Genomic DNA, 24,522 nt, shown 5'->3' on the forward strand with positions numbered 1-24,522 from the left:
CGGTAAGGCCTCCCATTATGGTCCGCCCCTCCGACACTCCCGCACCGACCAGGCCCCATACTGAATCAGGAGTCAGTAATCACTGGCCGATCCGCCCCAAGGAGTCCGCATATGACCGCCCCCCTGCTGTCGCTCACCTGGACCGACCACGTCACCGGCCGCCAGGGCTTTCTGGTCATCGACCGGCTGGTGCGCGGCGTCGCCAGCGGCGGGCTGCGGATGCGCGCGGGCTGTACGTTGGACGAGGTCACCGGGCTCGCGCGCGGCATGACCATGAAGGAGGCGCTGCACTACAACCCTGAGGGCCGCTACGCCCCGCTCGGCGGCGCCAAGGGCGGTATCGACTGCGACCCGCGGGACCCGGAGGCGTACGGAATCCTGGTGCGGTACCTGCGGGCCATGCGGCCGTACGTCGAGAGCTGCTGGACCACGGGCGAGGACCTCGGTCTCACCCAGGACCTCGTGGACCGGGCCGTCACCGAGGCGGGGCTCGTCTCGTCGATCCAGGCCGTGTATCCGCTGCTCGACGACGAGGCCACCGCCAGGCAGAGGCTCGCCGACGCGTTCGCGGTCGAGGTGGACGGCATCGGGCTCGACGAGCTGGTCGGCGGCTGCGGGGTCGCCGAGTCGCTGCTCACGGCCCTCGACCGGGCCGGAGTGCCGTATGCCGGGACGCGGGTCGCCGTACAGGGGCTGGGCACCATGGGTGGAGCCACCGCACGGTTCCTCGCGCGCGCGGGTCTGACGATCGTGGCAGTCGCCGACCTCAAGGGCACCATCGCCAACCCCGACGGGCTCGACGTCGACGCGCTGCTCGCCGCGCGGGACGCGTACGGCGTGGTGGACCGCGGCGTACTGCGGCCCGGGGACCGTGAACTGGCCGGTGACGCCTGGCTGTCCGCCGACGCGGAGGTGCTGGTGCCGGCTGCGGTCTCCTACGCGATCGACACCACGAACCAGGACCGGATCACCGCCCGCTGGATCGTCGAGGCGGCCAACATGCCCGTACTGCCGGAGGCGGAGGAGCTGCTGACCGCGCGCGGAGTCACGGTCCTGCCGGACGTGGTGGTCAACTCCGGGACGAACGCCTGGTGGTGGTGGACCCTCTTCGGCGACATCGGCGCCGACGCGGACGAGGCGTTCACGTACACGCGCCGCTCGATGCGCGCTCTCGTCGACCTCGTCCTGTCCCGCGCGGAGACCGGCGGCACGACACCACGGACCGCCGCGCACGCCGTCGCGGCGGCCCGGCTCCCGGTGCTCGCGGAACGCTACGGCTGGTACCGGTGACGGCCGCACGCGCGCGCGTGCGCACCGATGTGCGACAGGGCCTAGGGTGAACGCGTGGCGAGAGTGCGGTTGAGCGTGCAGGAACGGCGCGAGGAGTTGTTGCGCGCCGCCGTGGAGCAGATCGAGGCGCGGGGTGTCGCGGCGGTCCGGATCGCCGACGTGGCCTCCACGCTCGGCGTGAGCAACGCGCTGGTGCTCTATCACTTCTCGACGAAGGAAAAGCTCGTCGCCGCCGCGTTCGCATACGCCGCCGAGGACGACCTGGCCCAGCTGAGCAAGCTGCTCGGTCGGCGCACGACGGCGCTGCGCCGGCTCCGGTCGGCCGTGCGCTGGTACGCCCCGACCGGTCAGGCCAAGGGCTGGCGGCTGTGGATAGAGGGCTGGGCCGCTGCCCTGCGCGAGCCGGCCCTGCAGGAGGCCACCCGGGACCTCGACAGGCGCTGGAAGGCGGCGATCGCCGAGGTCATCGCCGAGGGCGTGGCCGCCGGCGAGTTCCGCTGCCCGGACCCCATGGGCGCGGCGCTGCGGCTGACGGCCCTGCTCGACGGCCTCGCCGTCCAGCTGACGTCGTACCCGGGCGCGGTGTCCCGCGGCCGGGCCCAGGAGTGGGTCGACGAGGCGCTCGCCCGCGAGCTCGGACTGGCCGAGGTGCCGTCGTCCGGGCACGCGTGAGCCGTCCGCGAGGACCAGGTTGCGGTTCATGGCGTACGCCCATCCGCGCCGGACGCGGGCCGATCCGACGTAGGCGATCGAAACGACCCGCTCCCCCGGCGTCCGCCACGGATGCACCTCAAGCCACCGACGCGATCCGCATCTTGATGTCGTCCGGCGACAGCGTCCCCTTCGCCGTCACGTGGTCGCCCGACGACTCGCCGCGCAATCGGCGGCCGATCCAGGGCACCAGGTACTCGCGCGCCCAGTGGACGTCGTCCCGCCGGACGTCGAGCGTGCCGCGCGGCGGAAGCGGCGGCCAGGGCTGTTCCGGATCGGCGGGGACGGCGAGGCCGAGGACCTGACCGGCCCGCAGCGCCACGCGCGTGTGCCCCTCGGGCGAGAGGTGCAGCCGGTCGTCGTCCCAGGCCCTGCGGTCCTGAATGGACTTGAGGGACCACAGGTCGAGCACCGGACAGCCGTACCGGTCGGCGATGGCCCGCACATGCCCGTTGTAGGTGGCGATCTTGCCGCGCAGGTGCTTCAGCAGGGGTACGCCCCGGGTGTCGAAGCCGGTCGTCACCATCACCGTGCCCGCGACGGCCGTCAGCGCGGCGATCGCCCGCTCGAAGCGCTCGGCGACGTCGTCCGGGTCGGTGCCGGGCCGGAGGATGTCGTTGCCTCCGGCGCAGAACGAGACCAGGTCCGGCGCGAGTTCGACGGCCCGCGGAAGCTGGTCCGCCACGATCTGGTCGAGCAGTTTTCCGCGCACGGCGAGGTTCGTGTACTGGAAGTCACCCTCGGCTCGGCGGTCCGCGAGCAGTACGGCGAAGCGGTCGGCCCAGCCGACGAACGCCCCGCCGGGGCCGGGGTCGCCTACGCCCTCGGTGAAGCTGTCCCCCACCGCCACGTACGACCCGATCACTGATCTGCTGTCATTCTTCGAATCGTCTGCCACGTCGGGACATGATTCCGCGTCGAATGTGACCTACGCGACCGTAGGAAGGGGTTGACGGTCGGTGAGATAAGCCACTGCCAAAGGATTGGTCAATTGCGGAATAACCCCTGCGTCCGCACACACCGAAGGCCGGACCCGGGGATCGGGGTCCGGCCTTCGGTGTGTGCGAGGCGCGTGCGTCAGCCGACGGAGACTCCGTGCGAGCGGAGGTACGCGACCGGGTCCACGTCCGAGCCGTAGTCCGGAGTGGTGCGAATCTCGAAGTGCAGGTGCGGGCCGGTCGAGTTGCCGGTCGAACCCGAGAAGCCGATCTGCTGGCCCGCGGTCACGGTCTGGCCGCTGGAGACGGACAACGAGGACAAGTGGGCGTACTGGGCGTAGTAGCCGTCGGCCAGCTTGATGACGACCTGGTTGCCGTACGCACCGGCCCAGCCCGCGGAGACGACCGTGCCGGCGCCCACGGCCTTGAGCGGGGTGCCCGTCGGGGTGACGAAGTCGACGCCGGTGTGGTAGCCGCTGGACCACATGCTGCCCGCCACCTTGTAGGCGGTGCTGACGGCGGCGCTGTCCACGGGGGCGGAGAAGCCGGTGGAGGTGCCGGCGGCGGTCTGGGCGGCCGTCGACGCGTTCGACGAGGAGGACTCGGCGGACGACGACTGGTCGGACGACTTCGCCGAGGACTCCGTCGAGTTCGACGACTCCGACGACTTCGACGACTTCGACGCCTCGGAGGACTCAGACGACTCCGACGAAGAGGAGGAAGGAGACGAAGGGGACGACGGCTTGTCCGTGCTCGCCGCGGCCTTCTTGCCGATCGTGAGCTTCAGGCCGGGGTGGATCAGCGACGGGTTGTCGCCGACGACCTCACGGTTGTCCTGGTAGAGCTTCTGCCAGCCACCGCTGACGTTCTGCTCCTCGGCGATCTTCGCAAGGTAGTCGCCGACCTTCACCGAATAGGTCTTCACACCGGCGTTCTTCGCGGCGGACTTCTTTTCGGCGGCCTTCTTCTGAGTGGCGGCCTTCTCTGCGGCGACCGACTGAACGGCGCTTTCCGGAGCGGACTGCGCAGTGGCGGCATGGGCGCCGGTGGCCCCCATCAGCGGGAGGGCGAGTGCGGCGCCACCGGTTCCGGCAATGGCGATGGAACGGGTGAAACGCTGGATCTTCGGACGGCGGTGCTTACCCTTCGCGGGCATGGCGAATTCCTCTCCGGCGCCTGCGAGGTGAGCTGTCGGGTGCGGGCTGGAGATGCCCGGCCGCGCCGAAACGCGGCTGTACCCCTAGCCGTTCCGGAGACCGGAACAGGCATTTGTACCTGTGGGTCCCCCGCTCCTGCCGTACACGGGTGAGTTTGCGCGGGCACCGGGCGGCGGCAGGATTAGGCGTCCGCCCGGATCGGTGTGGAACGTAAGCGACCGAGACGCAACGGGACAAGCAAGAGGTTCCGCGCGAACGCCTACTTCTTGATCAGTTCACCGAATTCACGGTCACCCTCCGTGAATTCCGGAAACGTCACATTCCGCAAATGCCCTTGAAAAGCGCTTGAATTACGTGGACATGACGGGCGACTCACGGTCACGGATATGACGCTGCTCACGTGACGTCGCTCCAGGTTCCTTTATTCCCGACCGAGTTGGAATGAAGAGGTCAATTCGGACAGAAGAGTCAGATGCGGCGCAGTCGGAGAACCGTCGCATCGAGGTCACCCCGCAGTCCGGTGCGCAGTCCGTGGTGCAGCAGCACGGCACCCCGGTGCACTTCGCCCGTTTCGCGGCATTCGTACGACGCGGTGGGGTCGAGACCGCGCAGCCGCAGCGCCGGGACGGGTTCCCCGTAGCTCTGCGCCTGAAGCCATGCGAGTACGACGGCCTCGTCGCCACGTACGTACTGGACGGCGCTCAGCCCACCCCGTGGCGGCCGCAGCCGGTGGAGGTCCCCGCGCTGCACGAGTGGCCGGATCTCCTTGTAGAGCGCCACCCAGTCCCGGGCCTCCGCGAGTTCCTCGTCGGCCCACCGGGTGAGGTCGCCCCCGACGCCGAGCACCCCGGCCATGGCACTGACGAAGCGGAAGCGCAGCGAGCTGATCCGGCCGTTGAGCTGGGTGTTGGGACTGTCGGTGACCCAGGCGGCCATCATGCGCGCGGGGTGGATCTGACTGAAGCCGTCCTGGATGGCGAGCCGATCGAGCGGATCGGTGTTGTCGGAGGCCCACACCTGGTCGGTACGGCTCATCACACCGAGGTCGATGCGACCGCCGCCACCCGAGCAGGACTCGAAGGCGACACCGGGGTGGGCCGCCCGCAGCCGGTCCAACAGGGCGTACACGGCGCGCACATGGTCGACCCACAGTCGCTGCGGATATGGCTCACCGGGCCAGCCGGCATCGGTGAAGCAACGGTTGAAGTCCCACTTGACGTAGTCGATCGGGGCGCTGGACAGGAGCCCGTGCAGCTGCTCCCAGAGGTAGTCCTGCACATTCTCCCGCGCGAGGTTCAATACGAGCTGATTGCGAAGTTCTGTCCGCTTTCTCCCGGGTTGGAACTGCACCCAGTCCGGGTGGGCGCGGTACAGCTCGCTGTCGGGATTGACCATCTCGGGCTCGACCCAGATCCCGAACTGCATCCCGAGGGCGTGCACGTCGTCGGCGAGCGGCTTGAGTCCGGTCGGGAAGCGGTCGGGGTTGGGTGTCCAGTCGCCGAGCCCGGCGCGGTCGCTGGTGCGGGTCCCGAACCAGCCGTCGTCGACCACGAACAGCTCGACGCCGATCGCCGCGGCCCGCCGGGCGAGCGCCCGCTGCTGCTCCTCGCTGATGTCGAACTCGGTGGCCTCCCAGGAGTTGAACAGCACCGGCCGGTCCCGCTCGGCGTCCGGAATGACGTACGCCCGCTGGTAGGCGTGCCAGGCGCGGCTGGCACCGCCGAAGCCGCCGTCGCTCCAGAGGCCGGCGAAGACAGGGGTGGTGAAGGACTCCCCCGCCGCCAGCCGCAGCAGGCCGGAGTCGTCGTAGCCGGCTCCGCCGGTGATCTGCACGCGCGCGTCCGGCAGTTGTGCGACGGCGATCCGCCACGAGCCCGACCAGGCGAGGGCGCAGCCGTAGACCTCGCCGCGCTCCTCGGTCGCGTCGGTGTCCAGCGCCACCCACGGCAGATGCTGGTGGCCGGTGTGTCCGCGGCGGCTGCCGATCACCTTCTCACCGTAGGTGAGGGGGAAGCGCACGAGCCGGGACTCCGCGGCCCAGCGGCCGTGCAGCTGGGACAGCCGCCATGCGTCGCGGTCCGGCAGGGTCCAGGTCGCGGAGTCGGCACGCAGCAGCTCGGCCTCGGGCCCGTCGTTGTGCAGGGTCACCCAACGCTCCACGACGTCGTCACGCATCCGGTAGTGCAGGGTGATCGCCAGTCCGGCGTCGCGAAAGCGCAGCCGCAGCTCCTGGTCCACGGTCTCGTGGGCCTCGAAACGCCACTCGGTGCCGCGCCGCTCGTCGGTGCGCACGGACAGGGCGGGCCGCACGAAGCGAGGACCGCCCTCGACGGGATACTCCTCGCGCCCGTCGAGCGGCGACTCGAAGGGCCAGTAGTCCGGCAGTGGGCGCACGGCGAGGGCCTCGGCGTCGGCGAGCGCGATCCGCGGGCCCCAGTGCAGATGCAGCAGCTCGTCGTCGTCGGTGAGGTGGACGGCATAGCTGCTCGTGGGCCCCGACAGCAGCCACGTACGCCCGTTCTCGGCGATCTCCAACATCAAGCCCCCACAGATTCCGACAGCTCCACTCAAGCACCAACATCATCAAGGGCAACGGGCGTCCGGGGCAACGCCTGTGGACAACTCGTCCAACGGCCTGTGACCTCCTGTGGACAACTCATTGCCCCAGGAATCCATGTCGTATCGTCGACTGCGTGCCCGTCGACGAGCCGCGCCGACGGGGCCGATGGGAGGGAGCCCCCGTGACGCAGCAGGTGCCGTCGACCGAGCCCGAACTGGCCGGAGTGCGCAACTTCCGTGACGTCGGCGGCCTGCCGACGGTGGACGGCCGACGGGTGCGGTACGGGGTGTTGTTCCGCAGCGGTCACCTCGCGCACGCCACCGACGAGGACGCCGAGTTCCTCGGCTCCCTCGGGCTGCACACGATCTTCGACTTCCGCAACGCGGCGGACCAGAAGCTCGAGGGCCCCGACGTCGAGCTGCCGGGCGTGCGCAATGTGAACCTGCCGCTGACGGACCCCGCGGACGGCGCCGAGTTCTGGAAGATGGTCCGGGACGGCGACCTGGACCAGCTGCGCACGATCCTCGCGGACGGCAAGGCGGCGAACCGGATGATCACCTCGTACCGCACGATCATCAAGGAGCGCACGACCGAGCACTCCCAGGTGCTGCACGCGCTCGCGGAGGACAGCGTCCCGGCCCTGATGCACTGCGCGGCGGGCAAGGACCGCGCCGGCCTGTCCATCGCCGTCACGCTGCTCGCCCTCGGTGTGGAGCGCGAGGCCGTCCTCGCCGACTACCTGGAGTCGAACGCCAAGCACCGCCGCTACAAGGTGCACCGCAGCAGCACCTCCGCCTCCGCCTACTCCCCCGAGGTCATGGAGCTTCTCAGCCCCCTCTTCGACGCGCGCGCCGAGTATCTGACGGCGGCCATCGAGACCATCGACGAGACGTGGGGCGGCGTCGACACCTACCTGGAACAGGGACTGGAGCTCGCCCCGGAGACCCGGGACCGGCTGCGCGCGCGACTGCTCGACTGAGCCGGACCTTAGGGCCTGTCCGGCGGATCATGCCGCAGACGCGGGGTCTGGCACGCCCATCTGCGCCGATGAGTCACCGCCGGTTTCCTGCGACCTGATCCGCCGGACAGGCCCAGTGCGGCCCTACTTCGCCCCCACCTCGAAGAGCAGGTAGAGGAAGGCGGCGAAGACATGTCCCGCCACGATGTAGATGAACAGCCGGACCCAGATGGCCCGCGGGAACTTCTGCTCGATGTCGCTCATGGCGTTTCTCCCGTAATAGGGCCGAGGCACAGCGCGGCCGTGGGGCTCTGCAGCAGGGTGTGGACGAAGAGGAGCTCGACCCCGTCGGGGTCCTGGGCGGCGATGCGGTGCGGGGTCAGCGAGTCGAAGTGAGCGCTGTCCCCCGGCGCGAGCAGGTGCGCGGTGTCCCCGGCTGCCGGACGGGACGCGGAGGCAGTGCCTGCGTGCCGCGTCCCCGTCGGCAACTGTCTCATCGGCTCCGAGACGGTCGTACCTTGAAGTTCTCTCCCGGGCGGACCTGGGAGATTCTCCCCTGGATCGCTCCGGGGAGTTTGACAGGTCACGCCTGTCCGACGACGACCCTTCCGGCCGCCGGAGCAAGTGCGGGACTCACTCGGGTTGTTGGGGACTTGATCGTCGTCGCCCCCAACGACGCACCGAGCGTATCAGACGCATTACGGAGCGATACAACAGGGCTCCATGCCGTCAGGCCGAGGCGGCGAGAGTCCGGCGACGCGGGCGGCGGCCTCCAGGGTGAGGCCGGCCCGTCGGCGCAGGGCGCGGAGCTGCGGGGCGACCACCGGCAGACCGTCGGCCGGCTCGGCCCCGGGTTCGGATGCGGAGGAGCTCATGCCTCCATTCAGCCGGAGACTTGCCAAGTGGGCAAATTTATTGCCTACAAGGCAAAACCCTTATCGGTTGGTGACCGCCTGCTTCACCAGCGTCTTCCCGAAGTCCCACACCAGCCCGCCGCCGTTGTGCGCGTCGTCCATCACGGCCGTGAACGCGTCGACGAACCGGTCCACCTCCCGCTCGCCGATGATCAGCGGCGGGATCAGCTTGATGACCTCCAGATGGTCGCCGGAGACCTGGGTGAGGATCCGGTGTCGCTGAAGCAGCGGTACGACCACCATCTGCGCGAACAGCCCCTTGCGGGCGGCCTGCAGCATGGCCCAGCGGCTGCGCAGCTTCAGCGACCGGGGCCGACCGAACTCGATGCCGATCATCAGTCCCCGGCCGCGGACGTCCGCGAGCATCTCGTACGTGTCGGTCAGCGCCGCCAGCCGGGACCTGAGCAGCTCGCCGGTGGTGCGCACGCCCGCGACGATCTGCTGGTTCTCCATCACCGACAGCACCGCCAGGCCCGCCGCCATGGCCTGGGCGTTGGACCCGAAGCTGGCCGAGTGGACCAGCACCCGGTCCATCGACGAGTAGACCTTCTTGAAGATCCAGTCCCTGCCCAGGGTGGCGCCCACCGGCACATAGCCGCCCGAGAGGGCCTTGGCCACGCACACCAGGTCCGGCTCGACGCCCTCCTCGTGCTGGTAGGCGTAGAAGTCGCCGGTCCGGCCCAGCCCGGTCTGCACCTCGTCCGCGATGAGCAGCGCCTTGTGCCGGTGGAGCAACTCCTGGGCGGCGCGCAGATAGCCGGGCGGGGCCTCGTGCACGCCCTTGCCCTGGATGGGCTCGACGATCAGGGCGGCGACGTCGCCCCGCTTCAGTTCCCGGGCCAGGGCGTCGAGGTCGCCGAGCGGCACGGCCGTGTCGGGCAGCAGCGGGGCGAAGCCGTCGCGGAAGCCCGACTCGCCGTTCACGGACAGCGAGCCGGTGGTCAGTCCGTGGAAGGCGTGCGTGCAGTACAGGATCCGCGGCCGGCCGGTGACGTACCGGGCGAACTTCAGCGCCGTCTCGACGGCCTCGGTGCCGCTGTTGCCGAAGAACACCCGGTCCAGGTGCGGGCTGTGCGCCAGCAGCCGCTCGGCCAGCAGGCCGGGCAGCGGCTGGCAGTCGAAGCGGGTGAGGTCGGCGAGCTGGGCGTCGAGGACGTCGTGCAGCGCCTTGCGGACCACGGGGTGGTGGCGGCCCAGGCCCATCACCCCGAAGCCGGCGAGCATGTCCAGGTAGTCGTTGCCGTCCGCGTCCCAGAAGTAGGCGCCCTCGGCCCGCTCGTAGACCTTGTCGAAGCCGATCGTGTGCAGCATGCGCGGGAGCTGGTGGTTGAGGTACCGGGCGTGCAGCTCATAGCGCTCGGCTCCGCGCTCGGCCAGCAGCGCGCCGAGGTCGAAGTCCTCGTCGGGCCCCGACTCCGGCGGCTGGGACGCGGATTCCGCGGTTGTCATGGCTGAGTCTCCTTGGACAGCTCTTCCGTCACAGCCGTCTCCCCGGACAGCTTCGCGTGGAGGTCGGTCTCTTTGGACAGTTCCTCCTTGACGGCCAGGCTCGCGCTGATCCGCCCGGCGATCTCGATCGGCGTGAGGCCGATGTCGGCCAGCACCTCACCGCGCTTGGCGTGCGCGAGGAACTGCTCCGGGATGCCGAACCGCCGTACGGGCACGTCCACTTCGGCGTCGCTCAGCGCGAGCGCCACCGCCGCGCCGACCCCGGAGGCGCGGCTGTTGTCCTCGACGACCGCGACCAGCCGGTGCGTGGCGGCGAGGCCGGGCAGCGCCGGGTCGACGGGCTTGACCCAGCGGGGGTCGACGACGGTGCAGCCGATGCCGCGTGCTTCGAGCAGCTCGGCGGCCTGCAGGCAGACCGGCGCCATCACGCCGACGGCGACCAGCAGGACATCCGAAGGATCCGAAGAGTGCAGTACGTCGATGCCGCCCACCCGATCGATGGCCGGGACGCACGGTCCCACCGACTCCTTGGGGAAGCGCACGAGCGTCGGCGCGTCGTCGACGGCGACCGCCTCGCGCAGCTGGGCCCGCAGCTGGTCGGCGTCGCGTGGCGCGGCGATCCGCAGCCCGGGCACGACCTGGAGGATCGACATGTCCCACATGCCGTTGTGGGAGGGCCCGTCGACGCCGGTCACGCCCGCCCGGTCCAGGACGAAGGTCACCCCGCAGCGGTGCAGCGCCACGTCCATCAGGAGCTGGTCGAAGGCGCGGTTGAGGAAGGTGGCGTAGACGGCGACGACGGGGTGCAGTCCGCCGGTCGCGAGGCCGGCCGCGGAAACGGCCGCGTGCTGTTCGGCGATGCCGACGTCCCACACCCGGTCCGGGAACCGCTGGGCGAACTCGGCGAGGCCCACCGGGTGCAGCATGGCCGCCGTGATCGCCACGACGTCCTCCCGCTCCTCGCCGATCCTGACGATCTCGTCGCCGAACACCGAGGTCCAGGACGGCCCGTTGGAGGGCGCCAGCGGCTCGCAGGTGAGCGGGTCCATCACACCGACGGTGTGGAAGTGGTCCTCCTCGTGTGCGAGGGCGGGTTCATAGCCGCGGCCCTTCACGGTGAGGCAGTGCACCAGCACCGGCCCGTGGAAGCGTTTGGCGCGCCGCAGCGCCGACTCGACGGCCTTGATGTCGTGTCCGTCGATGGGGCCGACGTACTTCAGGCCGAGGTCCTCGAACATCCCCTGCGGCGCGAAGGCGTCCTTGAAGCCCTTCTTCGCGCCGTGCAGCGCCTCGTAGACCGTGCCTCCCACGACCGGGGTGCGCAGGAGTACGTCCTTGCCCCAGGCGAGGACCTTCTCGTACGAGTCAGTGGTGCGCAGCGTCGCGAGATGGTTGGCCAGCCCCCCGATGGTCGGCGCGTACGAGCGCTCGTTGTCGTTGACGACGATGATCAGCGGCCGGTCCTTGGCGGCCGCGATGTTGTTCAGCGCCTCCCAGGCCATGCCGCCGGTGAGCGCGCCGTCGCCGATCACCGCGACGACATGCCCCTTCTCGCCCTGCACCTGGCGGGCCTTGGCGAGTCCGTCGGCCCAGCCGAGCGCGGTGGAGGCGTGGCTGTTCTCGATGATGTCGTGCTCGGACTCCTCGCGCGACGGATAGCCCGACAGGCCGCCTTTGCCGCGCAGCTTGGAGAAGTCCTGACGCCCTGTCAGCAGCTTGTGTACGTAGCTCTGGTGTCCGGTGTCCCACAGGATGCGGTCGACCGGTGACTCGAAGACCCGGTGGAGCGCGACGGAGAGTTCCACCACCCCCAGATTGGGCCCGAGGTGGCCGCCGGTCCTGGCGACCGCCTGCACCAGGAACTCCCTGATTTCGTCGGACAGTTCGCGCAGTTGCGCCTCGGACAGCGCCTTCAGGTCGCGTGGTCCCCGGACGTTCTCCAGAATCGTCACGCTCGGCCCCCTCTCGGTCCGTGCCTTCCCTCAACTCACCGTCACTGCCGGTTTCCCCGTGCCGGTGGGGGCACCCGCTGCGGCCCCGTCCTGCTCCATCTGCTCGGCCAGCTTCATGGCCTCCTCGATGAGCGTCTCGACGATCTTGGACTCGGGGACGGTCTTGATGACCTCGCCCTTGACGAAGATCTGCCCCTTGCCGTTGCCGGAGGCCACGCCGAGGTCGGCCTCGCGGGCCTCGCCGGGGCCGTTCACCACACACCCCATGACCGCGACGCGCAAGGGCACTTCCATGCCCGTGAGGCCGGCGGTGACCTCCTCCGCCAGCTTGTACACGTCGACCTGGGCGCGCCCGCAGGACGGACAGGAGACGATCTCCAGACCGCGCTCCCTGAGGTTCAGCGACTCCAGGATCTGGATGCCGACCTTGACCTCCTCGGCGGGCGGGGCGGACAGGGACACCCGGATCGTGTCGCCGATGCCCTGCGACAGCAGTGCGCCGAAGGCGACCGCCGACTTGATCGTGCCCTGGAAGGCGGGGCCCGCCTCCGTGACGCCGAGGTGGAGCGGGTAGTCGCACTGGGCGGCGAGCTGCCGGTACGCCTCGATCATCACCACCGGGTCGTTGTGCTTCACCGAGATCTTGATGTCCCGGAAGTCGTGCTCCTCGAACAGCGAGGCCTCCCACAGCGCCGACTCCACCAGCGCCTCCGGCGTCGCCTTGCCGTACTTCTGCAGCAGCCGCCTGTCGAGCGAGCCCGCGTTCACACCGATACGGATCGGCGTGCCGTGGTCCTTCGCGGCCCGCGCGATCTCCTTGACCTTGTCGTCGAACTGCTTGATGTTGCCGGGGTTGACCCGGACCGCGGCGCAGCCGGCCTCGATCGCGGCGAACACGTACTTCGGCTGGAAGTGGATGTCGGCGATCACCGGGATCTGCGACTTGCGGGCGATGGTCGCGAGCGCGTCGGCGTCGTCCTGGGTGGGACAGGCGACGCGGACGATCTGGCAGCCGGACGCCGTCAGCTCGGCGATCTGCTGGAGGGTCGCGCCGACGTCCGACGTACGGGTCGTGGTCATCGACTGCACCGACACCGGCGCGTCTCCGCCCACCGCCACGGATCCGACCTGGATCTGCCGGCTCTTCCGGCGCTCGGCGATCGGCCGGACCGGTACCTCGGGGACGCCCAGGGGGATGGCGGTCATGGCGTCACTCCCGGTTTCCGGAGACCGTCTCGCGCATGGCGCGCAGGGACTCCTTCAGGGAACCCATGGTGGCGAGGATGGCGGTGGGCTCGTAGCCGCAGTGCGCCATGCAGTTGGCGCAGCGCGGGTCCTTGCCGCGGCCGTACTTGTCCCAGTCGGTCTCCTCGATCAGTTCGCGGTACGTCGGCACGTAGCCGTCGCTCATCAGGTAGCAGGGGCGCTGCCAGCCGAACAGCGAGTAGTTCGGGATCGCCCATGCGGTGCAGGGGAAGTCGACCTTGCCCTCGAGAAAGTCGAGGAACAGCGGGGAGTGGTTGAGCCGCCAGCGGCGCCGGTTGCCGCCCGCGAAGGCCTTCTTGAACAGCTCTCGGGTCTGCTCCACACCCAGGAAGTGCTCCTGGTCGGGGGCCTTCTCGTAGGCGTAGGCGGGCGAGATCATCATCTCGTCGACCTCGAGGTCGTCGTTGAGGAAGTTGAGCACCTCGACGACGGTCTGCGAGGTGTCGGTGTTGAAGAAGGTCGAGTTGGTGGTGACCCGGAAGCCGCGCCGCTTGGCCTCCTTGATGGCCGCCACGGCCTCGTCGAACACACCCTCCTTCGCGACCGACTCGTCGTGCCGCTCACGCAGGCCGTCGATGTGCACGGCGAAGGCGAAGTACGGCGAGGGCCTGAACTTGTCCATCTTCTTGCGCAGCAGCATGGCGTTGGTGCACAGGAAGACGTACTTCCGCCTGGCCACCAGCTGGCGCACGATCTCGTCGATCTGGGGGTGCATCAGCGGCTCACCGCCGGCGATCGACACCATCGGCGCCCCGGACTCCAGCACCGCTCCCACGGCCTGCGCGACCGGCATGCGCTGCTTGAGCACCCCGGCGGGGTGCTGGATCTTGCCGCAGCCCTCGCACTTGAGGTTGCAGGCGAAGAGCGGTTCGAGCTCGACGATGAGCGGGAACTTGTCGCGCCTGCGGAGCTTCTGTTCAGCCAAGTAAGTAGCGACCTTGATGGACTGACGCAGCGGCATGGCCATCGGGCTCACCTCCTGGGGAGCAACACATTACGGTGCCATTCAAAGAATGCGGGAAGAATGGAACGAAGGACGCGGAAAGCAGATATTCCACCGCGCACCGTGCCGATCCGGACGAGCTCATGTTCTGGAGCGTCCACGACCACCCGGACGGCCGCAACCGGACGCGCACCCACGCGCCCCGCGCTCAGAAGCGTTGCCGCCGACTCCATGTCGACCGCGATTGCGCCGGTGGCGAGCAGGTCGGCACGTTCCTGACCACGGACGACGTGGTCGGAGCCGGTGACCGGCCCGGTGTGGACGGTGCGGCCGGGCACGGCACGGATGAGTTCCTTGACAAGCAGTTCGGTGCCCACGCACGGCGTGCTGCCGTGCGGGTGCCGGGTCTCCTCGGCGACGACCAGGTCGCCGGGATGCATACCGGGGGCCAGCCCCGCGCAGAAGCCGGTGGCGAGCACGGAGGCCTCGGCGAGGGCCGGGTCGGCCAGCGCCCGGGTGACGGAGCGCTCGGCCGACCGGGGCCCCATGCCGGTGCGCAGCACGGTGACCGGCCCGTCGGCACCGCCGTGGTCACCCAGGCGCAGGGCCAGGCGCTCGATGCCGAGCGCACAGGCGATCAGCAGCGGTGCCGAGGCGGGCGGCGTGCTCATCAGCTCCCCTTGGCCGATGCGAAGGGCTCTCCGTTCACGAACCGGCCGAGGGCGGTGAGCGGGAAGACCTGCCGGTAGAGGTGGTAGTTGATGGAGAAGTCCCAGGGGAAGCCGGTGCCGGTGAAGTACGGCTCGTCCCAGGAGCCGTCCTCCCGCTGGGTCGCGGCGAGCCAGGCGACACCGCGTTCGACGGCCTTGGAGTCCTGCTCGCCGGCCGCCAGCAGGGCCATCAGCGCCCAGGCCGTCTGCGAGGCGGTGGAGGCGCCGCGGCCGCTCCATCGCTCGACGTCCTGGTAGGAGCGCAGGTCCTCGCCCCAGCCGCCGTCGTCGTTCTGCACGCTCTCCAGCCAGGCCACCGCCCCGCGGATCGCCGGGTGCAAACCGGGGATGCCCGCCGCGACGAGTGCGGGCACCACCGACCCGGTGCCGTAGACGTAGTTGACGCCCCAGCGACCGAACCAGGAGCCGTCCGGCTCCTGTTGGGCCAGCAGCCACCGGACGCCGCGCCGGGTGCGCGGGTCGTGCGCCAGGCCCTCGGCCGCGAGCATCTCCACGACGTGCGCGGTGACGTCCGCGGACGGCGGGTCGATGACCTCGCCGAAGTCGCAGAACGGCAGCCGGTTGGGGAACGGGCTGGTGTTGTCGACGTCGAAGGCGCCCCACGCGCCGTTCTTCGACTGCATGCCGAGGTTCCAGCGCACCCCGCGCCCGATCGCCTTCTCCACCCGCTCCGGGTCGTGGTGCCTGACCCGGCGCAGTGCGAGGACGACCTCGGCGGTGTCGTCGATGTCGGGGTAGTTGTCGTTGTGGAACTCGAACGCCCAGCCGCCCGGCGGCAGCCCGGGCCGGCGCACCGACCAGTCGCCGGGCCGGACGATCTGCTCGCCCAGCATCCAGTCCGCGGCCTTGACGAGCTGCGGGTGATCGGCGGGCACACCGGCGTCGACGAGCGCGATGGTCGCCAGGCAGGTGTCCCACACCGGCGACTGGCAGGCCTCGATCATCCGGGCGCCGTCCTCGCGCCAGACGGCGTACCGGTCCAGGGACTCCAAACCGGCCCGCATCACGGGGTGCTGGAGGTCGTAGCCGAGCAAATGCAGGGCGATGAGCGAGTACACGGCCGGCGGCTGGATGCCGCCCCAGCAACCGTCGTTCTCCTGCCGCTCGATGATCCAGCACGCCGCGGTGTTCATGGCGGCTCTGCGCAGCTTCCTCGGCACCACCTTGCGCAGGGCGTGCAGGCCCTTGTCGAGCCGCTGGAAGGCCCCGTCCCAACTCGCTGCGGGGGCAAGTGGTTTCACCGGATTCGGGTTACCCGGATCGGTGTGCAGCTCGTCCAGCGGGAAAGGCGCGGGCCTGACCGGCCGCTTCGCGGAGACGATGGTCAGCGGGACGATGGTCTGCCGGGCCCAGCAGCCGAAGTCGTAGATGTTGAGCGGCACCCACGTCGGGAAGTAGATGAGTTCCGGCGGGAGTTCGGGCAGGTCCTCCCACTTCCACCAGCCGAACAGGGCGAGCCAGATCCGGGTGAAGACACGGGAGGCGGCGACGCCGCCCTGGGCCCGGATCCACTCCGACGCCTTCGCCATGTGCGGCGCGTCGGGCGCGTCGCCGGCCAGGCGCAGGGCGACGTACGCCTCGATGGTGGTGGAGAGTTCGCCCGGTCCGCCGTGAAAGGTGGCCCAGGTGCCGTCCTCGCGCTGCTCGCCGCGGATGAACAGGGCGGCGGCGCGGGTGGTGGACTCGTCGCGGATGCCCAGGAACTGACGCAGCAGCAGGTCCTCGGCGTCCATGGTGACGTTCGTCTCGAGGTCGCCCTTCCACCATCCCTCGGCGTCCTGCCGGGACAGCAGGAAGTCGGTGGCGCGCCGGACGGCGTGGACGGCGGCTTCTCGGCCCCCGGCCGCCTCGGGGGTGGTGCTGTCGGTTTCGCTGGCCGCGGCAGCGCGGGGCGGCTGGGCCCCGGTGCTTCCGTCGGTCGTCGCTGTCATGGCTTCCCCTTCGTGCAGTCACTTCCGGTGGTGCGTCTGCTGTGGGTCCGCCGTCGGCCGGTGCACACGAATCCGCGGCACCGGCCGGCGACTACGCGAGAGCTATTCGGCCGATAGTGATCATCTCTTTCGTACGACGACGAAGTCGGCGAGCGCCGTGAACTGCTGCCGCACCCGGTCGGGCATGTCGACGGCGTCGAGGGCTTCGATGGCGATGGTGTGCTGACGGCGCGCTTCCTCGGTGGTCCACTCGCGGCCGCCCGCCTCCTCGATGAGGGCGGCGCGGGCCGCGAACTCCTCCTCGGAGAAGTTCGCGAAGTCACTGCTCTTGGCGTCGGCGGCGAGGATCTCGCCGAGCCGCTCCGAGGCGGCGCCGCTCGCCGCGAGCGCGGCCACGACCGGCAGGGACTTCTTGCGCTGGCGCAGATCGCTCCAGGTCTGCTTGCCAGTGGCCTCCGGGTCGCCCCAGATGCCGAGCAGGTCGTCGACGGCCTGGAAGGCCAGGCCGAGGTGGTAGCCGTACTTCTCCAGGGAGTCGGCGGTGCGCTCGTCCGCACCGCCGAGCACCGCGCCGATGGAGCTGGCGCAGGCCAGCAGGGCACCGGTCTTGTTGCCCTCCATCTCCAGGCACTCCTCGACGCTGACGCGGTCGCGGTGCTCGTAGGAGATGTCCTGGGCCTGACCGTCGATCAGGGCGCGGCTCGCCGTGGTCAGCCGACGGGTGGCGCGGCCGGCCTCGACGGTGCCGAGTTCCAGGAGGATCTCGTTGGCCAGGGCGAACAGGGCGTCGCCGACCAGGATGGCCTGGGCGGGGCCGTGCACCTTCCAGACGGTGTCGCGGTGCCGGCGCTGTTCGTCGCCGTCCATCAGGTCGTCGTGCAGCAGCGAGAAGTTGTGGACCAGTTCGACGGCGACCGCTCCGGGAATGCCGACCTCCGGTGCGGCCCCGGTGACCTCGGCGGACAGCACCGCGAGGGCGGGGCGCACGGCCTTGCCGCCGTCGCCGTCGGCGGGGTTGCCCGCGGCGTCGATCCAGCCGAAGTGATAGGCGGCGACCGTGTCCATGGGAGGTGCCAGGCGGTCGACGGCCGCCCGCAGTACCGGTGTGGCCAGGGTCCGGCCGCGCTCCAGGAGCGCGGTCACGTCCACCGCGGTCTCTCGAGCGGCCTTCGAGGCCGGGGGCACAGTGGGCACAGTCTCTCCTCTTGTTGCGGTACCGGGGGTGCGGGGGCCTGCCGCGCGCTGATCCAGTGCTTGTTGCGGTACTGGCATCAGGCCGCCTCCTCGACGTCGAAGAGGTGGCGGGGGCGGGGCCGGCCCAGGGCGCTCAGCGCGGCGTCCGCCGCACCGATGCCGCTGCGGACCGCACTCTCCATGGTCGCGGGCCACCCGGTGGCGGTCCACGCTCCGGCCAGGTACAGGCCGTGTGCCTTGGTACGGGCGCCGGGCCGCAGCCGTCCGACGCCGGGGGCGGGAGCGAACGTCGCGGTGCGCTCCCTGGTCACGAAGAAGTCCCGCACCTCGGCACCGCGGGTACGGGGCAGCAGCCGTTCGAGTTCGGGCAGGTACCGCTCGCGCAGCGCGGCGACCGGGGCGTCGATCTCGTCCTGGGCCGCGGACTGCGACAGCGCGAGGTACTGCCCCTCCTCGAGCCCGGACGCCTCGGTGCGGTCGAAGACCCACTGCACCGGGGTGCCGAGCGCGGTCAGGAAGGGCGTGACGAGCACCTTGCGGTCGTAGACGACATGGATGTTGAGGATCGGCGCGGTGCCGATCCGCAGCAGCTGGTCGGGGGCGTCCAGGGCGCCGTCGGGCAGCAGGTCGTACGTCTCGCGCTGGGGTACGGCGAGCACGACCGCGTCCGTCTCGATGGTCTCGCCGGGAACCTGAACGATCCAACGCCCGTTCTCGGACTGGGAGTTCCGGGAGATGGAGGTGACGCGTGAGCGCAGTTCGGTACGGACGCCCGCGGAGTCGAGCGCCTTGCGGGCCAGCCGGTCGTGCAGTTCGCCCAGCGGGACGCGCGCCCAGCCGATGTCGGCCGCGCCCGGGTCGGACAGCAGACCGGTCTTGAACACCATCCCGGCGAGCCCCAGGGAGGCGTCGCCCGCGACCGCGTTGAGGGTGGCGACCCCGACCAGGTCCCACAGGGCCTCGACGGCACGCGCCGACTGACCGTGCGCGGTCAGCCAGCTGCCGAAGTCCTGTGCGTCCAGGGTCGGATCGGCGAGGTCGAGGCCCTTGAGCGCGAGCGCGGCCCGGCCGACCTTGGCACGCTCGGCGAGTGAGAGGTGCGGATACGTCGCCAGGCTGCGCCCCAGATGCAGGGGCACGGGCAGGGCGTCGCGCCGCAGCCTGCCGAGCCGCCGGCCCTCGGGCTTGGTGACGTCGAGGACGGGCACGTCGAGACGATCCTGCAGCGGAGCCAGTGCCGCGCCGTCGATACGGTCGAGGAACCAGCGGTAGGCGGTGCAGCAGCGCAGGTAGACGTGCTGTCCGTTGTCGACGGTCAGCTCGCCGCGCTGGAAGGAGAAGGCCAGCCCGCCGAGCCGGGGCCGTCCTTCGAGCAGGGTGACGCGCACTCCGGCGTCGGCGAGCGCGAGCGCGGCGGTGATACCGGCGAGCCCTCCGCCGACCACGACAGCGTCCCTGACGGACCCCGACCACGTGCCGTCGGTCATCGTGCACCCTCCCCCACGTACCGGCTGCGGCGCGAGAACCGGCCACGGCAGGTCGTTGCAGTCTGGGACGCGGCCCGGCAGCGGAGGGTTGCGTGCCGCATTTCGCCGGTGGCGTCACCCTGTCCCAGGTTGTCCATCAGGCCCGCCTCCTGACGGTCCGCCGGGTCACATGCCGGGTGTCCAGGCCGGACAGACCGCGCACGGCGACGTACGCCTTCTCGCGTCCGGGCAGCGAGACCCGGCCGCGCAGCACGGCCTCCGGTTCGCGCTCGATGCGGTCGAGCAGGCGGCGGTAGATGCCGGCCATCGCGGCGACACAGGCACCGCTGCGCCGGTCGAGCATGGGGAGGAGCTGGTAGCCCTCGGCGAAAAGAGCGCGGGCCCGTCGCACTTCGAAGTGCACGAGGCCCGCGAAGTCGGAGCCCTCCGGCGGTTTCGGCCCGCTGAACCCGGCCGAGCAGCCGAACTTGGCCAGGTCGTCGGCGGGCAGGTAGGTGCGTCCGCCCTCGGCGTCCTCGCGGATGTCCCGCAGGATGTTGGTGAGCTGCAGTGCGAGCCCGAGCGTGTCGGCGTACTCGGAGGCGCGCTCGGCGCCGCGCGCCCCCGGTTCCGTGCCGAACACGCCGAGCGAGAGCCGCCCGATGGCACCGGCCACGCAGCGGCAGTAGACCTTCAGGTCGTCCCAGGTCTCGTAGGTCTCGCCACGTACGTCCATCAGAACGCCGTCGATGAGCTCGTCCAGGCCGCCGAGCGGGATCGGGAACTGCTGGGCGGCATGAGCGAGGGCGACGCCGACCGGGTCGGTGTCGTCCTCGTCGACCGCCTCCTCGTGGATCCGGGTGAGCAGTGCCCGGGTGTCCTCGAGTCTGGCGATCTTCACGTCGTCGGTGAGCGCGCCGTCGCCGATGTCGTCGACGCGGCGGGAGAACGCGTACAGCGCCGACATGGCCCGGCGCTTGGGCGTCGGCAGCAGTCTGATGCCGTAGGCGAAGTTACGGGCCTGCTGTCCGGTGACGGCCTCGCAGTAGCTGTAGGCGGCGAGTACCGGTGCGGACACGTGTGGTTCCGACTCCACGGTCCGGATCACCCCTCTCCTCGCAGAGTCACGCCCACCTCACGCAGCAACTGGAGCTTGCCGGGCTTGGGCGGGCCGGGAAGTACGTCGTATTCGGCGGCGGCGATCGCACGGATTGCCGCCCTTCCCCCCGCCACGAACCCCGCAAGCAGCAGCCTCAACCTGCCGTGCACGCTACCCACGAGGGGGGCGCCTCCATCCAGGAGAACGCGGGCGCGTTGCGCTTCGTACGCAACCAGTGCGCGCACCGACGCGCCCGCCGTGGGCGTGGCGAGATCCGCCTCCTGGACGTGAAAGCGCTTCATGTCCTCGGCGGGCAGATAGATGCGGTCACGGCCGAGGTCCTCGGCCACGTCCTGAAGGTGCTCGACGATCTGCAGGGCCGTGCAGATCGCGTCGGAGCGGCGGATCCGCTCGGGGGTGGAGGTGCCGGTCACGGCGAGGACGAGCCGGCCCACGGGGTTGGCGGACAGCTCGCAGTAGGCGAGCAGGTCGTCGTAGGTCTCGTACCGCTTGACCAGTTGGTCCTGGCGGTTGGCGGCGATCAGACCGAGGAACGGCTCGGGCGTGAGGGAGCACCGGCGGACGGTCGGCTGGAGACGGCGCAGCAGGGGGTGGCGCGGCGTGGAGTCGAAGACACGGCGCAGGTCGGCCTCGAAGGCGTCGAGGAGCGCCAACCGGTCCCCGGCCTCGTCGGCCGACACGCCGAGCAGCCGGGCGTCGGCGCCGCCGGGGGCCAGGTCGCCGTCGCCGATGTCGTCGACGAGGCGGGCGAAGCCGTACACGGCCATCAGGTCGGTGCGCCAGGCTCTGGGCAGGAAGAAAGGGGCCACGGGGAAGTTCTCGGCCGTGGCCTTGTCCAGCGTCGCGCGCTCCGGATCGGCCGTGCGCGCCGTGTCGGTTCCCGTCACCGTTTGCTGCCCGGGGCGGGGACGGCACATGCTGCGCGGAGCTGGGGAGTTTCCGTAGCCATTGCCGTCACATCTCCCGTTCTACACCGCCGACCCAATACGCACTATTTCGGACACGCCGCCCGGGTTTCGCGCGGCCGCCCGGTGGTAGGTGTCGCGCATTATCGCCCTACTTGCCGTGATTCGGCACCGGTACAGCTTACGTTGTACAACGCGCCGTGGAGCGTGGGGGTGTCCGGCGCATCACAACAACACACCGATTGACCTCAAGATTCCTACGGCAAGCCGGAGTTGACGTTTCCTTTGCCGGTGGCTCAAGGCCCCTTTGCACACGACGCAGGGCCCCGCCGGAACAGTTCCGGTGAGGCCCCGGACGACCGGGCTACTTGCCGGTGAACTTCTCGTACTCCTTGATGACCTCGTCGGTCGGGCCGTCCATGCGCAGCTCACCGCGTTCCAGCCACAGGACACGGTTGCAGGTGTCGCGGATCGACTTGTTGTTGTGACTGACCAGAAACACCGTGCCGGCCTGCTTGCGCAGCTCCCGGATGCGTTCCTCGGAGCGCTTCTGGAACTTGCGGTCGCCGGTGGCGAGGGCCTCGTCGATCATGAGGACGTCGTGGTCCTTGGCCGCGGCGATGGAGAAGCGCAGGCGGGCGGCCATGCCGGAGGAGTAGGTGCGCATCGGGAGGGTGATGAAGTCGCCCTTCTCGTTGATGCCGGAGAAGTCGACGATCTCCTGGTAGCGCTCCTTGATCTGTTCCCGGGACATGCCCATGGCGAGCCCGCCCAGTATCACGTTCCGCTCGCCCGTCAGGTCGTTCATCAGGGCCGCGTTCACACCGAGCAGCGAGGGCTGGCCGTCGGTGTAGACCTTGCCGCTCTCGGCGGGCAGCAGACCGGCGATGGCGCGCAGCAGGGTCGACTTGCCGGAGCCGTTGGAGCCGATCAGACCGATGGCCTCGCCGCGGTAGGCGACGAAGGAGACACCCCGCACGGCGTGCACCTTGCGCACGCCGCGCTCCTCGCCGCGCTTCAGAATGCGGCTGAGCGCTGCGGTGGCACTGCCCTTGCCGGTCTTGGCGCCGTTGACGCGGTAGACGATGTGCAGGTCGTCCGCGATGACGGTGGGGATGCGGTCCTCGGGGGTGCGCTCAGCCACGTCCGTACCTCTCCTCCGCCTTCCAGAAGTACACGAAGCCGCCGACGGCGAAGAGGAGGGCCCAGCCGCCCGCGACCGCCCACACGTGCTCGGGGAGCCACTCGGAGCCGTAGCCGTCGATCAGGGCGAAGCGGACCAGGTCCATGTAGATGGCCGCCGGGTTCCACTGCAGGGTGTCGGCGATCCACTGCGGCTTGTCGGCGAGCATGATCGGGATGGAGTACATGACACCGGACGCGTACATCCAGGTACGCATCACGAACGGCATCAGCTGCGCCAGGTCGGGCGTCTTGGCGCCGGCCCGGGCCATGATCAGCGCGAGGCCGGTGTTGAAGCAGAACTGCAGGGCCAGCGCCGGAACGATCAGCACCCAGGACAGGTCCGGGTAGCTGCCGAAGGCGACGGTCACCGCGAACAGCACGATCATCGAGAAGAGCAGCTGCTGGAGCTGCTGGAGCGCGAAGGACACCGGCAGCGAGGCCCGCGGGAAGTGCAGGGCGCGGACCAGCCCCAGGTTGCCGGAGATCGCGCGGACACCCGCCATCACCGAGCTCTGCGTGAAGGTGAACACGAACACGCCGGTGACCAGGAACGGAATGTAGACCTCGCGTTCCATCCCGCGGTCGGCCTCCAGGATCACCCCGAAGATGAAGAAGTACACGGCCGCGTTCAGCAGCGGCGTGACCACCTGCCACAGCTGGCCGAGCTTGGCCTGGCTGTACTGGGCGGTCAGCTTCGCCCGCGAGAAGGCGAGGATGAAGTGACGCCGGTCCCAGAGCTGGCGGACGTACTCGACGAGGGAGGGCCGGGCGCCGCTCACGGACAGGCCGTACTTCGCCGCGAGCTCCGCCGCGGTCAGTCCCTCGTCGGGTGACGTAGGCGCGGTCACCGCGACTGAGCGGTCGTGGGTTGTCTCACTCACTGGTGGAAACTTTCGTCTTCGAGATGCGCGGCCGGTGCTGGCCGGCCACGGGCCGGGAGCCGAGCGTTACGCCCCGAATGTTCTCAGGGACGAGCTTGTCAGATGACAGGAGGTCGGCCCAGCCGGGTCAGCCGCCACACCGTACGCCACTTCATGGGCCTGCGGGGGCCGCACGGGCTGCGCCAGCCCTCCCGGAACCCGCCGAACCACGCTCGCAGGGCCGGCCGCGAGGGGCGGCGCAGCAGGGTGAGCAGCAGCCAGATGCCCAGGTAGACCGGCACCAGGGGGGCGGGCAGGTTGCGGCGGGCGAGCCAGACGCGGTTGCGGGCGACCATGCGGTGGTAGACCGCGTGCCGCGAGGGCGCGGTCGTCGGGTGGTACAACACCATGTCGGACCGGTAGTCGATCATCCAGCCCGCGTCGAGGGCCCGCCATGCCAGGTCGGTTTCCTCGTGTGCGTAGAAGAATGCGTCCGGGAGGCCGCCGACTTCGGCGAAGACCTGGGTACGGACGGCGTTGGCGCCGCCGAGGAAGGTGGTGACCCGGGAGGAGCGCATCGGGTCGGAGGCGCGCAGCCGGGGGACGTGGCGGCGCTGGGTGACGCCGGTGTCCGGGTCGGCGATGCGGAAGCTGACGATCCCGAGTTTGGGGTCGGCCGCGAAGGCCTGGCGGCACAGCTCGGCGGTGTCGGTGCGGGCGAGCAGGCCGTCGTCGTCGAGGAACAGCAGTATGTCGACGTCACGGCCGCTGGGGCCGAAGGCCTCGATACCGATGTTGCGGCCGCCGGGGATGCCGAGGTTCTCGGGCAGCTCGATCGTGCGGACACCGTCGGGGACCTCGGGCACGGGTGAGCCGTTGCCGACGACGACCACGGGTATCGGGTCGCCGTCCTGCTTGGCGACCGAGTCGAGCAGGGCGCGCAGTTCCTCGGGGCGGTTGCCCATGGTGATGATGACCGCCCCGACCTTCAT

At 70.2% G+C, this 24,522-nt stretch carries 21 protein-coding genes, 1 pseudogene and 1 riboswitch; of the genes and pseudogenes, 3 read left to right on the top strand and 19 right to left on the bottom strand.

Going from position 1 to position 24,522, the window contains the following annotated elements; genetic code table 11:
* The first annotated feature begins 111 nt into the window (after positions 1-111).
* On the top strand, positions 112-1,290 hold the full coding sequence (locus ACKTSN_RS06535) for a glutamate dehydrogenase (RefSeq protein WP_409468208.1): 1,179 nt from the start codon (positions 112-114) through the stop codon (positions 1,288-1,290).
* 54 nt (positions 1,291-1,344) lie between these two features.
* Entirely contained in the window at positions 1,345-1,962 is a 618-nt protein-coding gene (locus ACKTSN_RS06540; RefSeq protein ID WP_409468209.1) for a TetR family transcriptional regulator C-terminal domain-containing protein, read from the top strand.
* A 118-nt stretch (positions 1,963-2,080) separates the two neighbouring features.
* On the opposite strand, the gene ACKTSN_RS06545 is transcribed toward ACKTSN_RS06540, so the two are convergent.
* From ACKTSN_RS06545 to ACKTSN_RS06555, 3 genes are all read right to left on the bottom strand, one after another.
* Positions 2,081-2,866, bottom strand: coding sequence for an SGNH/GDSL hydrolase family protein (locus tag ACKTSN_RS06545; RefSeq protein WP_409474755.1), 786 nt, complete (start codon positions 2,864-2,866; stop codon positions 2,081-2,083).
* 212 nt (positions 2,867-3,078) lie between these two features.
* A complete protein-coding gene (locus tag ACKTSN_RS06550; protein ID WP_409468210.1) occupies positions 3,079-4,095 on the bottom strand; it encodes a M23 family metallopeptidase in 1,017 nt (338 codons plus the stop codon).
* A gap of 2 nt (positions 4,096-4,097) precedes the next feature.
* Positions 4,098-4,257, bottom strand: a riboswitch (cyclic di-AMP (ydaO/yuaA leader).
* 307 nt (positions 4,258-4,564) lie between these two features.
* Positions 4,565-6,634 (bottom strand): alpha-galactosidase, encoded by a 2,070-nt coding sequence (locus ACKTSN_RS06555; RefSeq protein ID WP_409468211.1) that lies wholly within the window; start codon positions 6,632-6,634, stop codon positions 4,565-4,567.
* 203 nt (positions 6,635-6,837) lie between these two features.
* Here ACKTSN_RS06555 and ACKTSN_RS06560 point away from each other — a divergent pair, with 203 nt between their 5' ends.
* On the top strand, positions 6,838-7,635 hold the full coding sequence (locus ACKTSN_RS06560) for a tyrosine-protein phosphatase (RefSeq protein ID WP_409468212.1): 798 nt from the start codon (positions 6,838-6,840) through the stop codon (positions 7,633-7,635).
* A gap of 123 nt (positions 7,636-7,758) precedes the next feature.
* On the opposite strand, the gene ACKTSN_RS06565 is transcribed toward ACKTSN_RS06560, so the two are convergent.
* From ACKTSN_RS06565 to ACKTSN_RS06640, 16 genes and pseudogenes are all read right to left on the bottom strand, one after another.
* Positions 7,759-7,878: a DUF6126 family protein gene (locus ACKTSN_RS06565; RefSeq protein WP_224734064.1), complete on the bottom strand. Its 120-nt coding sequence runs from the start codon at positions 7,876-7,878 to the stop codon at positions 7,759-7,761.
* Positions 7,875-8,489 (bottom strand): annotated as a pseudogene (locus tag ACKTSN_RS06570) (XRE family transcriptional regulator). The gene ACKTSN_RS06565 and the pseudogene ACKTSN_RS06570 overlap by 4 nt, the downstream one beginning before the upstream one ends.
* A 60-nt stretch (positions 8,490-8,549) precedes the next feature.
* On the bottom strand, positions 8,550-9,977 hold the full coding sequence (locus ACKTSN_RS06575; RefSeq protein ID WP_409468213.1) for an aspartate aminotransferase family protein: 1,428 nt from the start codon (positions 9,975-9,977) through the stop codon (positions 8,550-8,552).
* On the bottom strand, positions 9,974-11,929 hold the full coding sequence (dxs, locus tag ACKTSN_RS06580) for a 1-deoxy-D-xylulose-5-phosphate synthase (protein WP_409468214.1): 1,956 nt from the start codon (positions 11,927-11,929) through the stop codon (positions 9,974-9,976). Before dxs ends, ACKTSN_RS06575 begins: the two co-directional genes overlap by 4 nt.
* Before the next feature lie 30 nt (positions 11,930-11,959).
* Complete coding sequence (ispG, locus tag ACKTSN_RS06585; RefSeq protein ID WP_409468215.1) at positions 11,960-13,135, bottom strand: flavodoxin-dependent (E)-4-hydroxy-3-methylbut-2-enyl-diphosphate synthase; 1,176 nt, start codon at positions 13,133-13,135, stop codon at positions 11,960-11,962.
* Positions 13,136-13,139: 4 nt separating this feature from the next.
* A complete protein-coding gene (hpnH, locus tag ACKTSN_RS06590) occupies positions 13,140-14,162 on the bottom strand; it encodes an adenosyl-hopene transferase HpnH (RefSeq protein ID WP_409468216.1) in 1,023 nt (340 codons plus the stop codon).
* 5 nt (positions 14,163-14,167) lie between these two features.
* Entirely contained in the window at positions 14,168-14,809 is a 642-nt protein-coding gene (locus ACKTSN_RS06595) for a 1-hydroxy-2-methyl-2-butenyl 4-diphosphate reductase (protein WP_409468217.1), read from the bottom strand.
* Complete coding sequence (gene shc / locus ACKTSN_RS06600) at positions 14,809-16,800, bottom strand: squalene--hopene cyclase (protein WP_409468218.1); 1,992 nt, start codon at positions 16,798-16,800, stop codon at positions 14,809-14,811. Before shc ends, ACKTSN_RS06595 begins: the two co-directional genes overlap by 1 nt.
* Positions 16,801-16,920: 120 nt before the next feature.
* Entirely contained in the window at positions 16,921-17,985 is a 1,065-nt protein-coding gene (locus ACKTSN_RS06605; RefSeq protein ID WP_409474756.1) for a polyprenyl synthetase family protein, read from the bottom strand.
* Positions 17,986-18,071: 86 nt separating this feature from the next.
* Positions 18,072-19,481 carry a hydroxysqualene dehydroxylase HpnE gene (gene hpnE, locus ACKTSN_RS06610; protein WP_409468219.1) on the bottom strand — a complete coding sequence of 470 codons (1,410 nt, stop codon included), beginning with the start codon at positions 19,479-19,481 and terminating at the stop codon, positions 18,072-18,074.
* Positions 19,478-19,618, bottom strand: coding sequence for a DUF6380 family protein (locus ACKTSN_RS06615; RefSeq protein ID WP_409468220.1), 141 nt, complete (start codon positions 19,616-19,618; stop codon positions 19,478-19,480). The genes hpnE and ACKTSN_RS06615 overlap by 4 nt, the downstream gene beginning before the upstream one ends.
* Positions 19,618-20,568 (bottom strand): presqualene diphosphate synthase HpnD, encoded by a 951-nt coding sequence (hpnD, locus tag ACKTSN_RS06620; RefSeq protein ID WP_224733931.1) that lies wholly within the window; start codon positions 20,566-20,568, stop codon positions 19,618-19,620. The genes ACKTSN_RS06615 and hpnD overlap by 1 nt, the downstream gene beginning before the upstream one ends.
* Positions 20,565-21,497 (bottom strand): squalene synthase HpnC, encoded by a 933-nt coding sequence (hpnC, locus tag ACKTSN_RS06625; protein ID WP_409468221.1) that lies wholly within the window; start codon positions 21,495-21,497, stop codon positions 20,565-20,567. Before hpnC ends, hpnD begins: the two co-directional genes overlap by 4 nt.
* Positions 21,498-21,849: 352 nt before the next feature.
* Positions 21,850-22,629 (bottom strand): ABC transporter ATP-binding protein, encoded by a 780-nt coding sequence (locus ACKTSN_RS06630; RefSeq protein ID WP_224733929.1) that lies wholly within the window; start codon positions 22,627-22,629, stop codon positions 21,850-21,852.
* Positions 22,622-23,551, bottom strand: a complete 930-nt coding sequence (locus ACKTSN_RS06635) for an ABC transporter permease (RefSeq protein WP_409468222.1) — start codon at positions 23,549-23,551, stop codon at positions 22,622-22,624. The genes ACKTSN_RS06630 and ACKTSN_RS06635 overlap by 8 nt, the downstream gene beginning before the upstream one ends.
* 98 nt (positions 23,552-23,649) lie before the next feature.
* Positions 23,650-24,522 (bottom strand): glycosyltransferase family 2 protein, encoded by an 873-nt coding sequence (locus ACKTSN_RS06640; RefSeq protein WP_409474757.1) that lies wholly within the window; start codon positions 24,520-24,522, stop codon positions 23,650-23,652.

This window comes from Streptomyces flavusporus (assembly GCF_046267975.1).
Classification (GTDB): Bacteria; Actinomycetota; Actinomycetes; order Streptomycetales; family Streptomycetaceae; genus Streptomyces; species Streptomyces flavusporus.